At 59.8% G+C, this 15,622-nt stretch carries 10 protein-coding genes; 3 read left to right on the plus strand and 7 right to left on the minus strand.

What is annotated here, in order from left to right; translation table 11 throughout:
* Positions 1 to 91: 91 nt before the first annotated feature.
* The 4 genes from PMI37_RS26635 to PMI37_RS26650 form a co-directional block, all read right to left on the minus strand.
* Positions 92 to 1,270, minus strand: coding sequence for a PepSY-associated TM helix domain-containing protein (locus PMI37_RS26635; RefSeq protein ID WP_008087021.1), 1,179 nt, complete (start codon positions 1,268 to 1,270; stop codon positions 92 to 94).
* A gap of 77 nt (positions 1,271 to 1,347) precedes the next feature.
* Positions 1,348 to 3,852, minus strand: coding sequence for a TonB-dependent siderophore receptor (locus tag PMI37_RS26640; RefSeq protein ID WP_008087022.1), 2,505 nt, complete (start codon positions 3,850 to 3,852; stop codon positions 1,348 to 1,350).
* Between the two features lie 88 nt (positions 3,853 to 3,940).
* Positions 3,941 to 4,942, minus strand: coding sequence for a FecR domain-containing protein (locus PMI37_RS26645; RefSeq protein WP_008087024.1), 1,002 nt, complete (start codon positions 4,940 to 4,942; stop codon positions 3,941 to 3,943).
* Complete coding sequence (locus PMI37_RS26650) at positions 4,942 to 5,442, minus strand: sigma-70 family RNA polymerase sigma factor (RefSeq protein ID WP_045123304.1); 501 nt, start codon at positions 5,440 to 5,442, stop codon at positions 4,942 to 4,944. Before PMI37_RS26650 ends, PMI37_RS26645 begins: the two co-directional genes overlap by 1 nt.
* 312 nt (positions 5,443 to 5,754) lie before the next feature.
* Here PMI37_RS26650 and PMI37_RS26655 point away from each other — a divergent pair, with 312 nt between their 5' ends.
* Entirely contained in the window at positions 5,755 to 7,635 is a 1,881-nt protein-coding gene (locus tag PMI37_RS26655; protein WP_008087028.1) for a methyl-accepting chemotaxis protein, read from the plus strand.
* 90 nt (positions 7,636 to 7,725) lie between these two features.
* Here PMI37_RS26655 and PMI37_RS26660 read toward each other — a convergent pair whose 3' ends face one another.
* A complete protein-coding gene (locus PMI37_RS26660; RefSeq protein ID WP_008087030.1) occupies positions 7,726 to 8,436 on the minus strand; it encodes a GntR family transcriptional regulator in 711 nt (236 codons plus the stop codon).
* Between the two features lie 195 nt (positions 8,437 to 8,631).
* On the opposite strand from PMI37_RS26660, the gene lapG reads away from it, so the two are divergent.
* Together lapG and lapD are read left to right on the plus strand one after the other, a co-directional pair.
* Entirely contained in the window at positions 8,632 to 9,324 is a 693-nt protein-coding gene (gene lapG / locus PMI37_RS26665) for a cysteine protease LapG (RefSeq protein WP_008087033.1), read from the plus strand.
* 14 nt (positions 9,325 to 9,338) lie between these two features.
* Positions 9,339 to 11,285: a cyclic di-GMP receptor LapD gene (lapD, locus tag PMI37_RS26670; RefSeq protein ID WP_008087035.1), complete on the plus strand. Its 1,947-nt coding sequence runs from the start codon at positions 9,339 to 9,341 to the stop codon at positions 11,283 to 11,285.
* A gap of 97 nt (positions 11,286 to 11,382) precedes the next feature.
* Here lapD and PMI37_RS26675 read toward each other — a convergent pair whose 3' ends face one another.
* Both PMI37_RS26675 and PMI37_RS26680 read right to left on the minus strand, forming a co-directional pair.
* Complete coding sequence (locus PMI37_RS26675; RefSeq protein WP_008087037.1) at positions 11,383 to 11,721, minus strand: hypothetical protein; 339 nt, start codon at positions 11,719 to 11,721, stop codon at positions 11,383 to 11,385.
* 148 nt (positions 11,722 to 11,869) lie between these two features.
* Positions 11,870 to 15,622 (minus strand): beta strand repeat-containing protein (locus PMI37_RS26680; RefSeq protein ID WP_008087039.1); only part of this gene is annotated, 3,753 nt, incomplete at its 5' end.

Consider the following 15,622-nt stretch of genomic DNA (forward strand, 5'->3'; position numbering starts at 1 on the left):
AGAGTAGGTCATCGTCAAGATTCAATTCCGAAACCCCTGACTGCGTAAGCAGACAGGGGTTTTGTCATTTCAGGTTCACTAAAACCCACGGTCAAATGGCTTTACGAGCCTTGCTGATGCGTCGAGCCTGCCACTTGCGCCACCAGATGTAGACCCCAGTCCCTGACAACCCCGCAATCAAAATGCCTAGCAGCGCGATCATTATTTGCCCGGTGATACCAATGATCCGTCCACCGTGTATCGGCAACTGCAACCGGTAAAACTGTTCCCCCAACGTTCCCTGCCCTGCAATCTCCTGCCCTAACAATCGCCCGTCCGTACCGTGAAAGAACAACCAGGATTTGCCATGTGCCTCAGTGTCGTGCTGTCCGAATCCTGCCCCGTAGAAGTTGTACTCAAAGCTGTAATACAACTCCCCGATCGCCGCTGTCAGCCCTAACCTTTCTCCCTCCTGTAATGCCCTCTCGTACGCCTGTTGATAACTCAGTTGGGTCACCCCAACCTCACTGGCAGGTATTCGCCCTCGGGCTTCATAGACGCTCGGTTCAATGGGTGAAAACAGCGACACCACAGGTTTGAACACTTGGCTCGGCAAGTTCATCGCCACACTGCTGACCGCGATCGGCAACAACAACAGCCATAACCACAATCCGCCAGCCCGATGCAGATCGAAGTTAAGCCGATAGGCGTGTCCGCCCTTGACCTTCCACGCCGTCGACCACTTCTTCCAGAACGGTTTGCCGCGCGGCAAGGTCAGCCACAACGCCACAAAGCAATCGATCACCCAGGCGATTGCAACCAGGCCCATCAACAGCAATCCCCAGTTGCCTGGCAACGTCAGGTTGTAATGAAATTCCAGAATGAACGGGACAAAGTTCTCCCGCTGAAAACAGCACTCACCCCAATATCGCTGGCCCTTCTGTTCAGCCGTCAGCGGATCGAGATAGAACACCTGATTGCGCTCATCGAACGGCTTGCCGGTCGCTGGGTCATTGCGCGGCACCGCCGCCAGCAGCGCCGTGTGGCCAGCCTCATGCGGATACTCCATGTACCAGACCTGCAACTTCGGATGCGCAGACTGCACCGCGTCGACCAACTCGCCCGGAGGCAATCGTGAACCCTGCGCAGACGCTGAGTAGAACTGTGGATTGAGCCACTCATCCAGTTCATGATTGAACGCCAGAATGCTTCCGGTAATCCCGGCCAACAGCAAAAACACCGCCGTGGCCAAGCCGATATAGCGATGCAACAACACCAGAAATGCGCGCATTAAAATTTCCCCACTGAGACGACAAAGCCAGCCCCTGACATTTCAGGGGCTGGCTTTTTTATGCACAGGACAAAGGTTTAGAACTGATAGCTGACCGTCGCCGCGACGTTGCGCTCTTCGCCCATGTAGCAGAAGTTCAGGCTGGCACAGGAAGCCACGTAGGACTCGTTGGTCAGGTTGTTCGCATTCAGCCGTACATCGACGCCCTTCAGGCCAACCTTGCCCAGGTCATACCCGATCGATGCATCGAACAGCGTGTAAGACGGCACCTTCAAAGTGTTTTCCGCATCCGCCCAGCTATAGCCGACATAACGCACACCCCCGCCCAGACGCAGGCCATCCAGCGCCGCGCTGTCGAACTTATAGTCGGCCCACAGCGACGCCATGTGCCGCGGTGCCTGAGTCGGCGAGTTGCCTTTGTTCTCGATCACATCGGTCGGGGTGCTCAGCGTGCTGACCATCGACTTCGAATATTCGATGTCGGTGAAGGTGTAGCTGCCGAGCACTTTCAGGTTGTCGGTCAGTTGCATGTGCGCTTCCAGTTCCAGGCCTTGGGAGCGGACAGCACCGACAGCGCGATAGAAGTTTTCCTGCGGCAGTTTGGTCGCCAGGTTTTCCTGATCGATGCGGAACAGCGACGCGGTGAACAGGTTGTCGGTGCCCGGCGGCTGATACTTCAAGCCCATTTCCCACTGCGTGCCATCGGTAGGCGCCAATGGATTGCCGGCGCTGTCGGCATAGGAGTTCGGGTTGAACGATTCGGAATAGCTGACGTAGGGCGCCAGACCGTTATCAAACAGATACAGGGCGCCAGCGCGGCCGGTCAATTTGGTGCGACGGTCATTGATTTCGGTGCCCAGCGGACGCCCCGCTTCGGCGATGCGGTTTTCATCCGACGTCTCGACCCAGTCCTGGCGCAGACCCAGCGAGAAACGCCATTTGTCCATCTCGATCAGGTCTTGCAGGTAGACGCCGGTCTGCTCCAGGCGGCGCAGGTAACTGGTCTCGCCGTACATATCGATTGCCGAGTTGCCGTACACCGGGTTGAACGCGTTGATCGGCGCGAGGCCGCCGCTGGTCCAGTCGACCACGGTTTTGCGCCGCTGATAATCCGCGCCCATCAGCATCGTGTGTTTGGTCGCACCGGTGAAAAATTCCGCCTGCAGCATGTTGTCGACGATAAACGCATGCAGACGCTCATCACCGCCGGTGTAATAGCGGTTCAGTTCGTTACTGGTCGGCGTGGTCCAGCCATAGGCGTAGACCTGGTCCATGTTCACCTTGGAGTCGAGGTAGCGGAAATTTTGCCGCGCCGTGAAGACATCGTTGAAGCGATGCTCGAACTGATAACCGAACGACTGTTGATCACGTGAATAACCATCGATGCCCGGCTCGCCCTCGAAGAAGTGCGGCGAGATCCGGTTGCCATTGCGCTGATGGATCGTGCCGTCGGCCGGGACGCCGCCGTGATAACCGCCATCCGGGTCATGTTGCAGATACGCCTGCAGGGTCAGCGAGGTGTCTTCACTGAAGTCGATGCTGACGGTCGGCGCCAAGGCAAAGCGTTTTTCCTTGTTGTGGTCGAATTGCGTGTCGGACTGATCCGTTAACCCGGTCAGACGATAGGCAACGCGCTTGTCGTCATCGACCGGTCCGCTGAAGTCAAAACCGACCCCGCGCTGACCTTGCGTGCCGACCGTGGCTTGCACCTGATGGTAAGCCTCGTACAACGGTTTCTTGCTGGTCAGTGCGACGAGGCCGCCGGGCGAGCTGCGACCATACAGAACCGACGAAGGCCCTTTGAGAATGTCCACGCGCTCAAGGAAATACGGGTCGACCTGCATGGTGCTGTAAGTGCCGCTGTCGCCCATCGACTTGAGGCCATCGAGGTAGATGTTGTCCACCGAGCCGTCGTTGAAACCGCGCATTGCCACATAGTCGTAGCGATGCGTGGCGCCGTAAGGATTGGTCAGCACGCCGGGGGTGTAGCGCATCGCCTGGGAGACCGTTTGCGAGCCCTGGTCGTCCATTTGCTCACGGGTGACCACGGACACACTTTGCGAAGTCTCCAGCAGCGCGGTACTGGTTTTGGTGGCGATCTGGCTGTGCGTGGCGTTGTAGCCGTCCATGCTGCCCAGCGCGTTGCCGAGGGCAAAGCCTTTGATATCGGTGGTCGGCAAGGCCAGCGCTGCGGATTCAGCGAGCGGGCGCAGGGTATAGCTGTTGCCATCCTGGCTGACCGCTTCGAGGCCGGAACCGCCGAGCAGATGACTCAGCGCCTGATCAGTCGAATACTCGCCCTGTACGCCGGGCGACTGCTGACCCTGAGTTTGTTGCGGCGTCATCGACAAGGTGATGCCCGCCTGGCGCGCGAACTGATTCAGCGCCTCACCCAAAGGGCCGGCAGCGATGTTGTAACGATGGCTGACTTCACTGGCAGCGGTTGCGGCCGCCACACTCAGGTTGGGCAACACTGAGACGCCCAGCGCGGTGGACAACAACGCAGCGCGAACCGCGTGGCGCAACACGGCCGATTCGACAGTGAAATTCAGAGAGTTCTTACAGGTGGCGCGGACAGTCATTGTAGGTTTCCGTAGGAAGTCGCAAACGCTTGAATTGAAGTGCTTACTGACCAAGCCGGATTGACCGCGAAAACCCGCCAAAATATTTTCAGACCGCACGTTCCAGCGTCACCCACCAGCGTGTGCGATAGCGCAATTGCACCGGCAAGGTCTGCGGCAGAATCGCCAACAGCTTGTCGGTGTCCTCCAGTCGGAATACCCCGGAAAGACGCAAGTCCGCAGCATCCACCGCGCAGTTCAGAAAGCCCTGCCGATAGCGCCCGACTTCACTGAGGAAGTCGCCCAGACGCATATTGCGCGTGACGATCAGGCCGTCGACCCAGGCGCCGACATCCATATCCAGCGCCGGCGCTGGACGCACCTGATGGTGATCGATCAGATAGCTTTGTCCGGCCAGCGCTTCAATCGACGTACCGCCGGAATGAATGGCCACCCGGCCACTGGTGACACTGAGTTGCGTGCAATCGCTCTGCTGACGCAGGACGAACCGCGCGTCTTGTGGCGCATAAATACCGTGGCGACTTTGTACGCGCAGGGGCCGTTCAAAGGTCGCGCCTTCGTCAGCGCCGCCGCAGGTGACGACGATTTCACCGCGGGTCAGTTTGATCAGGCGCTGCTCTGCGGTGTAATCGAGATCCACTGCACTGGCGGTGTTGAGCTCGATTCGCGTGCCGTCTGGCAACTGAAAACCGCGCCGCTCGCCGGTCGCCGTGGCGTAATCGGCGCGCCACTGCTGCCAGGCAGCGGTGTCTTTCGCCAACCACGCGGCCGAGCCCATCAGTAATGCGCCGGACAACAGCTTCAAGGCCTGACGACGGCCCAGCCCCTGCGCACTGTTTTCCAATGTGTTGAACGCCACATGCGCACCGGGTACCGCGCGCAGGTTGTTGCTCAATTCGGCGTGTAATGACTGCACCCGTTGCCAGGCCAGTTCATGTTCATGATGCTCGGCACGCCACTGCTCGCACTGGCGGCTCAGCCGTACGTTGCCATGGTTGTTGCGCAGGCGCAGCAGCCAGTGAATGGCTTGCTTGACCACCTTCTGTTGCGGTTCGGCGCGCCGGCCCAATGAGAGGTTATCCACAGCCATCAGCTTTCGTACCGCAGCACGTAGCAGTGATACAGCGCGTCGGCGACATAGCGCTCGACCGAACGCAACGATACGTTCATCTGCTCGGCAATCTGTTTGTGGCTCAAACCTTCGCACTGCGCCAGCAGAAACGCCTGACGCACTTTTGGTTTCAGTCCTTCAAGCATGCGCGCGATGCTTTCCAGCAGTTCGATCACCAGTGCCCGGGATTCGGCACTCGGCGTTTCAGCCTCGGGCAAGTGAGCGATGGTTTCCAGATACGCCCGTTCGATCTCTTCACGGCGCCAGTGGTCGATGACCAGACCGCGCGCAATCGTGCGCAGAAACGCACGGGGTGCTTTCAGCTCCAGGCGTTCGGTGCGTTGCAGCAGACGCACGAACGTGTCCTGCGCCAGATCCGCCGCATCCGCAGCGTTGCCCAGCCGCGCACGCAGCCAGGCATTGAGCCAGCCGTGATGAGTACTGTAGAGCGCCTGTACTGCAAACTCAGGTGAGGACATGAACGCGACAGCCCGAACGTCACAAATGATAATTAGTCGCATTGTCAGCAAGGGTTGGCGAATTTGCAACTGCCACTCGAATATCGCTCGGAAAAAAATCATCAGCGGACGCTCTGGTACGCCGTTCGGCGGGAATTCGGCAGAAATGCCATCCATTTCCTACATAGCCCTAAGATTTCTCCCGCGCGTGCCGACAGACTGGTGAGACATGCGTGCACCAAAGTAGAGCGGCCAGAAGAACGCTGCCTGCGCTGTACATGGAATGTTGCATCCGGAACGCATCCCCACTTTTCGCATAAGAAGTCCCATGAAATGAATCTCAAGTTCAGCCATAAAATCCTGTTGGCCGCCTCGGGCGTCGTGGTCCTGGCGTTCGCGCTGTTCACCCTCTACAACGACTATCTGCAGCGAAACACCATTCGCCAGAACCTCCAATCCTCTGTGCAGCAGGCCGGCGATCTGACCGCCAGCAGCGTGCAGAACTGGATGAGCGGGCGAATTCTGGTACTGGAAAACCTCGCGCAGAACGTTGCCCATCAGGGCAAGGACGCCGATTTCCCGGGGCTGGTCGATCAACCGGCGTTTACCTCGAACTTCCAGTTCACCTACGTCGGCCAGGCCAACGGTGTCTTCACCCAGCGCCCGGACGCGAAGATGCCGGACGGCTACGATCCGCGTCAGCGCCCTTGGTACAAGCAAGCGGTGGTCGCCGACAAAACCATGCTGACGCCGCCGTACATGGCTGCCGTCGGTGGTCTGGTGGTGACGATTGCCATGCCGGTGAAAAAGAACGGCGAGCTGCTCGGTGTGGTTGGCGGTGACTTGAGCCTGGAAACCCTGGTGAAGATCATCAATTCCGTGGACTTCGGTGGTCTCGGCCATGCGTTCCTGGTCAGCGGTGACGGCCAGGTGATCGTCAGCCCGGACAAAGATCAGGTGATGAAGAACCTGAAAGACATCTACCCGAACTCCAGCGTACGCATCGAGAAGGGCAACCAGAACGTCGTGCTCAACGGTCAGGAACGTATTCTCTCGTTCACCCCGGTCACTGATTTGCCGAATGCCGAGTGGTACATCGGTCTGTCGATCGATCGCGACAAGGCCTACGCCGCACTCAGCCAATTCCGTACCTCGGCGCTGATCGCGATGTTCGTGGCCGTGGCCGCGATCGCATTGCTGCTGAGCCTGTTGATCAATGTGCTGATGCGTCCGCTGACCACCATGGGCCGTGCGATGCAGGACATCGCTCAGGGCGAGGGCGATCTGACCCGCCGTCTGGTGGTTGAGAGCAAGGATGAGTTTGGTGAGCTGGGCAGCGCGTTCAACCAGTTTGTTGAGCGAATTCACGCCTCGATTTCCGAAGTGTCCTCGGCCACTCGCCACGTACATGACTTGTCGCAGCGGGTAATGGCCTCGTCCAACGCTTCGATCGTCGGCTCCGACGAACAAAGTGCGCGCACCAACAGCGTCGCTGCGGCGATCAACGAGTTGGGCGCTGCCACGCAGGAAATCGCCCGTAACGCCGCCGATGCTTCGCAGCACGCCAGCGGCGCCAGCGAGCAGGCGGACGACGGTCGTCAGGTGGTGGAACAAACCATCCAGGCGATGACCGAGCTGTCGCAGAAAATCAGCCTGTCGTGCACGCAGATCGAAACCCTGAACGCCAGCACCGACAACATTGGCCACATCCTCGATGTGATCAAGGGCATCTCGCAACAGACCAACCTGCTGGCGCTCAACGCGGCGATCGAAGCGGCGCGTGCCGGTGAAGCCGGGCGTGGTTTTGCCGTGGTCGCGGACGAGGTGCGCAACCTCGCCCACCGTACTCAGGAATCGGCGGAAGAGATCCACAAGATGATCACTTCCCTGCAGATCGGTTCGCGTGAAGCGGTGACTACGATGAACGCCAGTCAGGCGTCGAGCGAGCAGAGCGTGGAAGTGGCCAATCAGGCCGGTCTGCGTCTGGTCAGCGTGACTCAGCGCATTGGCGAAATCGACGGCATGAACCAGTCGGTAGCCGCCGCGACGGAAGAGCAGACCGCCGTGGTCGAGACCCTCAACGTCGACGTCAACCAGATCAACCTGTTGAACCAGCAGAGCGTCGCCAACCTCAACGAGACGTTGAAGGATTGTGATGCGTTGTCGCAACAGGCCAATCGCCTGAAGCAATTGGTTGATAGCTTCAAGATCTGAGTGAAGGTCGGTTAGATCGCGTTATCGTTCATCGCGAGCAGGCTCACTCCTACACATTAATCGAGTTTCCGGTAGGAGTGAGTCGCGATCTTAGTCTGCGGCTTTGCGGGTTTGTCCGGCAGGGCTGGCCAGGAAGCGCGTGATCACTTCGACACCCCGGTTGAGGTGTTGCACCAGCAACGTCACCGAACCCTCGACATCCCCATCACTCGCCGCTTGCAGCAGGGCGCGGTGGTCATCCTGAGAAATCTTGCCCAGGCCCATGGCTTCGAGATTGAAGCGCAGGAATCGCTCCTCTTCATTAAGGCCGTCTTCGACCAGGCGCAACAGGCGCTTGTTCGGTGCCTTGCTGTACAACGCCATGTGGAACAAGCGATTGAGCCGACCGATTTCGCTGTAGTCCTGCTGGTTTTCCAGTTCATCGATCAGGTCGGCGGCGCGTTCGAGATCAGCCGCCACCAGCAGCGGAATCGACTGACGCAACGCTGCGGATTCCAGCAGGATCCGCAGCTCATAGGTTTGCGCGGCATCGCCTTGAATCAGCGCGGCTACCACCGCGCCTTTGTGCGCAGTGACATTCAGCAGCGCTTGCGCTTCGAGCTGGCGCAAGGCCTCGCGCACCGGCATACGGCTGACACCGAACAGGTCGGCCAGATCTTGTTGGCGCAGGGCCGTGCCGCACGGCAGGCGACCGTCGAGGATCGCCGCGCGCAAGGTTTCTTCTATGATCGAGCGGGCCAAATGCGCGGGAATGGGCCCGTCGACTTTGATGCTGTGCAGCGGTTTGGGCTTCTGTGTCACGACTACGCACCCTGTCTTTCGACTGAATTGGATCCAAATGACACTAGTGATTGCTCTACAGGTTGTCAAACCGTGTGGAGGAATACCGTATTCCACAAGTTTAGCGCGGCGTCGATGATCTCAGGGTGCCATTGTTTTTTACCCGGCTAAGCTTCACCATCAAACGCTTTCCTTCCTGCCCCCCGGAAATCTGCTGTGGCGGTACGTTTCGCGATCCCCCGGACTCTGCGCTGGCTAGGCTGCGCACTGCTGCTGGCCGGCGTCATGCTGGGCGGTCTGCATGCCGATTGGGATTTTTCCGCGATCAGCCGCAAGGCTACGGCGCTGTACGGCCCGCTGGGTGCCGGGCAGCAACGCATCGATGCCTGGCAAAATCTGTTGGCGACGCAGAAGCAAGTCAGCGAAATGGACAAGCTGAAAGTGGTGAACCTGTTCTTCAACAAACAGATGCGCTACGTCGAAGACATCGACCTGTGGCACGAAGTCGACTATTGGGAAACCCCGATCGAGGCGCTGTGGAAAGGCGCCGGCGATTGCGAAGACTACGCGATCGCCAAGTATTTCAGCCTGCGCCATCTCGGGGTATCCAGTGACAAGCTGCGCATCACTTACGTCAAGGCGTTGCGCCAGAACCGCGCGCACATGGTGCTGACTTACTATGCAACACCGGATGCCATGCCGCTGGTGCTCGACAGCTTGATCGACCCGATCCAGCCGGCGTCGCAGCGAACCGATTTGCTGCCGGTCTACTCTTTCAATGCTGAGGGCCTGTATCTGCCTGGGGCCAAGGGCAACAAGAAGGTCGGTGACACCAAACGTCTGTCACGCTGGCAGGATGTGTTGAAGAAAATGCAGGCCGAAGGTTTTCCGGTCGAAACGATTAACTAGGAGCACGCGCTCAGATGTCTTTGTTCAAACAGCTGTTGATCGCTATCTGTCTGTTCCTGGTGGTCGCCTTCACCGGCAGCTTCATGGTCAGCCTGGAGAGCTCGCGCACTCAGTACGTCAACCAGTTGCGCTCCCACGCTCAGGACGCCGCGACAGCGCTGGCGTTGTCGCTGACACCGAATATCGACGACCCGGCGATGGTTGAATTGCTGGTCAGTTCGATTTTCGACAGCGGTTATTACGCGAGCATTCGCGTGGTTGATCTGAAGACCGACCAGACCATTGTCGAGCGCAACGGCATCCCCGCCGTCAGCAATGTGCCGGACTGGTTCGTCAAACTGATTGGCCTGGAACCGGCTGGCGGCGATGCGCTGGTCAACCGTGGCTGGGAACAGGCGGCGCGGGTCGAGGTGGTCAGTCACCCGATGTTTGCCGTGGCCAAGTTGTGGCAAAGCGCGTTGGGCAGCCTCGGCTGGCTGCTGATCTGCGGTGCGGTGAGTGCGCTGCTCGGCGCGCTGCTGTTGCGCCGGCAATTGAAGCCGCTGGATTACATGGTCAAGCAATCCCACGCCATCGCCCGTCGCGAATTTCTCAGCTTGCCCGAATTGCCGCGCACGCCGGAATTGCGTCGCGTCGTGCAGGCGATGAACCAGATGGTCGAAAAGCTCAAGGCGCTGTTTCAGGAACAGGCTGAACGCAGTGAAAAACTGCGTGCCGAGTCTTATCAGGACAACCTCACCGGGCTGGCCAACCGGCGTTATTTCGAGATGCAACTGAACAATCGGGTGAGCAATCCGGAGCAGGCCAGTTCCGGTTATCTGCTGCTGTTGCGGGTCAAGGATCTGGCCGGGCTCAACCAGCGTCTGGGCGGGCAGCGCACCGATGAATTGTTGAAGGCCGTCGGTGAGCAACTGTCGCGCGAGTGCGCCAAATACCCGGAAACCCAGAACCTCGTCACGCGTATTCGCGGCGGTGAATTCGCCGTGCTGGCGCCTGGGCTGGTGCGTGAAGAAGCGCTGCAACTGGCGCAGAACCTCGACAGTGCGCTGAGCAGCTTGCACGCCACGGGGGCGACGGACGTGGCGGCGGTGGCCTCGATCGGTCTGGCACCGTTTGCTCACGGTGATTCGCCGCAGTCGGTGCTCAGTCTCGGTGATCAGGCGCTGGCGCAGGCTGAAGGGCAGGGTGAACAGAACTGGGCCTGCATCGATCAGAGCCTGACCGCAGACGTTGGCGACGATCACCACGGCTGGCATCGCTTGCTCGATCAGGCCTTGAGTCAGCAACGTTTCGAGCTGTATTTCCAGCCGGTGGTCGCCGCGCAGGACACGCAACTGGTGCTGCATTACAAAGTGCTTTCGCGCTTGCTCGACGAACAGGGCCAGACCATCCCGGCCGGACGTTTCCTGCCGTGGCTGGAGCGCTTCGGCTGGACCGCGCGGCTGGATCGCCTGATGCTCGAACGGGTGCTGGAACAAATGAAAGGCCATGAAGATTCGCTGGCGCTGAACCTGTCTTCGGCGACCCTTGCTGATTCGCAGGCGCTGAACAAAGTCTTCGAAATCCTCCGGGCGCATTCCAACCTCGGCGCGCGGCTGACCCTTGAGATTGGCGAAGAGCAATTGCCCGAGCAAGCGGTGCTGGAGCAGTTGACCCGGCGCCTGCGCGAACTCGGCTTCTCCCTCAGTCTGCAACGTTTTGGTGGCCGTTTCAGCATGATCGGCAACCTCGCGCGCTTGGGGCTGGCGTACCTGAAGATCGATGGCAGCTACATCCGGGCGATCGATCAGGAGAGTGACAAGCGCCTGTTTATCGAAGCGATTCAGCGCGCGGCGCACAGCATTGATCTGCCGCTGATTGCCGAGCGGGTCGAGACGGAAGGGGAGTTGTCGGTGATTCGCGAGATGGGCTTGTATGGGGTTCAGGGGCAGTTGTTGGGTGAACCCAAGCCTTGGCAGTAATCTTCAGATTTTAAAGGCGAAAAGATCGCAGCCTTCGGCAGCTCCTACATGGAATGCATTCACCTGTAGGAGCTGCCGAAGGCTGCGATCTTTGCTTTTAAATCAACCCGGTTTCTTCATCATCGATCAACTGACTCAACCCACCCAACGCTTCACGCGCCTGGGTCCGGTCCATCAGTTTGGCCTGAGCCGCCGGCGGCAGGTCGGTGACGCGGATCACGCCTTTCTGGGTCAACACCTGAATCAGGTCGTCGAGTACCCGAATCATTTCAAAGTCGCTCTGCTTGAGCTGTTTGAGGCTGGTTTCCACGACCTCGTTGGCGAACCAGGCCTGGATTTCATGGCTGTCGGCCGGCAGCGTTTCCGTGGCTTCGGCGTAGGCCGCGGCTTCCACGCGAATCAACAGACCTTGCGCATCGCGTTGCACGTAAAACATTGAGCATCCCTCAGAAATGAACCAGCGTCATGCTGTCAGCAGCATAGCCAACTGCGCGCAAGTATGCGGTGCGCCGATGCAATCGTCACCGTGGCGGTGACTGCAAACGTGACGGCCGCCCGAGAAGGGCGGCCGTTGTGTTCACGCATCAGCTGTTGTTGTGGTCGACCTTGATGGTCGGGTCGCTGCCGGCAATCAGGTTATGAATGTTGGCGCTCGACCAGTTGTTGCCTTCCAGTTTGATCGTCACGTCCGGGGTTGCCGCCGCAGCGTCGCCGGAGTTGAACTTGCCCGCCGAGCTGACTTGCAGCGACGACGTGCCGTCGACCGTGGTGATCTTCAGGAAGTTATCGATGGTGCTACCGGTTTCGCCCTGCAGCAAATCGCGCAGGTCGATGCGGTCACCTTCGCTGGCCTTGAAGTCCTTGATCACGTCGTTGCCGGTGTCGCCCGCCTTCCAGACGAAGGTGTCGGCACCCGAACCACCAATGAGGATGTCGTTGCCCTGACCGCCGATCAGCGTGTCGTTGCCGGTGCCGCCGAGCAGGATGTCATTGCCTTTGCCGCCATCGAGCCAGTCGTTGCCGCCCGAGCCGAAGAGGATGTCATTGCCCGCACCACCCAGCAGCGTGTCATTGCCGTCGTGCGCGCCGGACACATCGAACGCCTGATAGTGCTCGGTGATGTATTGGTGCACGTTGCTGGTGGTGACCTTGCTGACGTCGACGCCGGTTTCCTTGGCCACGAACGCCTGCATCGCCTGATAACCCTCACCGGCAATGCCGTTGAAGCTCACCAGATCGCCGAACAGGATGTCGTTACCGTCGCCACCGCTGACGGTGTCATTGCCCGGCAGCGTCGCTTCGGTGTGGCCGATGATCGAGTTGGCCAGATCCTTCGGATCGATGTTGGTCTGTGGCGTTTTATCCGAATCGTACGGCTTCAGATCGTTGAGGCTGACGCCGTTGTTGAGGCCGATGGCCTCGACGTTCGACAGACCGCTGAGCAAGGCAAAACTGCTGGTGGAGTTGTCAGTGGTGGTCGTGCTGGTGCTGCTGCCGCTGCCCGCCAGACTCGACAACTCGTAAGTGCCGTCGCCCTGCGCGTGGACGGTACCCAGATTGGTAGTGCTCCAGCCGTAGCGGTTGGTGTAGGTCTGCAACTGGGCGAAACCGCTGGCGTTGATGCTCAGGTAATGCGTGTTGTCGATGTAGGTGCTGAAGGTGTCGCCCAGCTTGTAGTTGCTGGTCGTCACCACGCTATCGAACTTCACGCTGCCGTACAGCGTCGGGTTGGTCTGCTCGCCGCTCTGGTAGTAGGTCGGCTGGCCATCGGTGATGAAGTACGTGAGGTTCTTCGCCCCGGTGTTGGCCACAGCTTCTGTGCTCTGGAACCAGTTGGCCGTGGTCTTGAAAACGTCCTCGTAGTTGGTGCCGCCGCCGGAACTCATCGAATCCAGAACTGCTTTGAGCAGGGTCAGCGCATTCGGGTCGTTGAGGTTCACCGACACCGATTTGTTGACCTGGGTATCGAAGTCCACCAGGAAGATATTCACCGTGCCCGAGTTGCTGCCGCCCAGGCTCTGCTTGAGGGTGTTGAACACCGCGGTCAGCGAGTCCTTCGCCGCGTTGATCGACGAACTGCTCATACTGCCGGAACTGTCGACCATGAACGCGATGTTGTAGTTGGTGCCTGGCACCACGGTCAGGCCACCGATGTCGGCGACGATGATGTCGTTGCCATCGGTACCGGTGACGGTGTCATCGGCCGAGGTGGCGACAATGGCGTTGTAGACCGCCGGCACCACGGTGACCGGAATGGTCGCCGTGCTGCTCGCCGAGCCGCCAACCTGTTCGGTGGAGGTCGAGGTCACGGTCAGGTTGAACTGGCCGTTGTAGTACGGCGGTGGCGTCACGGTCAGGCTGCCGAGGTTCCAGCCGGTGACGTTGGCGTCGCCGCTGCTGGCGGTGACGGTGAAGGTATGCCCTGCGCCATCGCTGAGTACCGAGCCGACCGGTGCACCGCTGATCTTCACGCTCAGGGTTTCCGAACCGTCGGTATCGGTCAGCGCGGTGCTGACGGCCGACAGTTTCACGGTGGTGCCTTCGGCGCCGGTGTTGAGCTTGTAGCCGTCGTAATAGCCTTCGCCGTTGGTGCCGTGCAGGTCGGAAACGGTCACGCCCGAGTTCACCAGATCCTGCACGCCGGTGTAGATCGGCACGCCGGCGCTGCTCAGGTCGATCGGCGTGCTGCCGTTGACCGACAGGTTGACGTCGTAGCTGCCCGGGCCGCTCTGGTTGTGGTGGTAGATGTCCAGGGTGTAATAGCCGCTGGTGGTCGGGGTGAATGAACCGTTGAGGTTGCCGCCCGCGCCCCACGTGGTCGATGCCACGCTCTTGCCGCCAATGGTCACCAGCAGGCTGTCATCGCCGATGCCGCTGAAGGTGTAGGTCTTGCCGGCTTCCAGATAAATCAGCCCCGAGGTTTTCGACGCGGTACCGGCGGTCACGCTGCCGTCGGACTGCACGTTGTTGACGTTGGTGCTGGTGTTCGGAGTGCCGGCACCGTCGATGACGTTTTTCAACGTGGTCGAATCCGCGCCGTTGCCGTTGGTGCCAAGGCCTGACAGACCAGTCCAGACTTCCTTGATCAGCCCGGTGGACTTCACGCTGTTGTCGGCCACGCTCACGGTCGGCGCATCCGCCACTGGCGTGATGTCGATCTTCACGGTGCCGGTGTTGCCCAGCAGTTGGCCGTCGGTTGGCTGGAACTTGAGCTGCGCGTAGTCAGCCTGATTGTTGCCCAGACCTGTGCCGCCGTAACCGTTGACGCCCGACTCGTTGGCATCCGGCATGAAGCGCAGCTTGCCAGCGTCGATGTCCGCTTTGCTGAAAGTCTGGTTGTTGGCGACGTCTTTCCAGGTCGAGCCATCCAGGTACTGCAGTTTGCCTTCACCCGGCAGCTGGGTGATTTTGATCCCGAGGCTGCTGGCCGGGCTGTCGACGTCAGTCACACCGAAGGTCGACCAGCCGAGGATCAGCGGCGTGTCTTCCGTGCCGGTAACGTTGACTGGTGCTGCAACCGGCGCATCGTTGACTGCCACGACGTTGACCGTAGTGGTCGCCACGTTGGAGTAGTTGCCACCATCGGTCACGGTCACCGTGATGATGCGTGGCACGGTGCTCGGGTCTTCACTGCTGTTGGTGAAGCTGATGTTCTTGATGGCCTGCATGTAGTCGGCCAGCGTCGCGTTGCCCGACAAGGTCAGGGTCACGGTGCCGTTGGTGCTGTTGGCATTGATGGTGATGCCGTTGACGCTGTTGCCCAGGTTCAGCGCATCGCCGTCCTGACGGTTGGTCAGCACCACGGTCGCGCCGGTCAGCATGGTGCTGTCCGGGTCGGTGATCTTGATATCGGTGTCGGCAATCGACACGCCCGCGCCCGGGGTGTTTTCGGTGAACGTCACCTTGTAGTCGGCACCGGTGGCGCCGCTGGAATTGTTGGCGTCCAGATCGATGACTGGCGGCGCATCGTTGTCGATGATCGAGGTGCTGACGCTGCCGTTGGTGGCGCTGACCGCGAGGTTCTCGAAGTTGCCACCGGTGGCCGAATCAATTTTGACCACGAAGTTCTCGGTGCCTTCGGTGATCTTGTCATCGATGGTGGCGACGTTGAACTGCGCGCTGCTCGCACCTGCCGGGATCTTCACGGTGTACACGCCGGTGAAGTCCGAACCGTCGGCGGCGGTACCGCTGTAGACGATTTTCAGGGTCACTTCGGTTTGCGCCGGGTGGTTCAGGCTGACGGTGTAGCTGGCAGTCTGGCCTTCGGTCACCGAGGTGCTGCCGGTGATGCTGACGGTGGTGGTGTCGATGGTGTCGGTGACGTTGGTCACGGCTGG

It is taken from the genome of Pseudomonas sp. GM80 (assembly GCF_000282515.1).
GTDB lineage: Bacteria > Pseudomonadota > Gammaproteobacteria > Pseudomonadales > Pseudomonadaceae > Aquipseudomonas.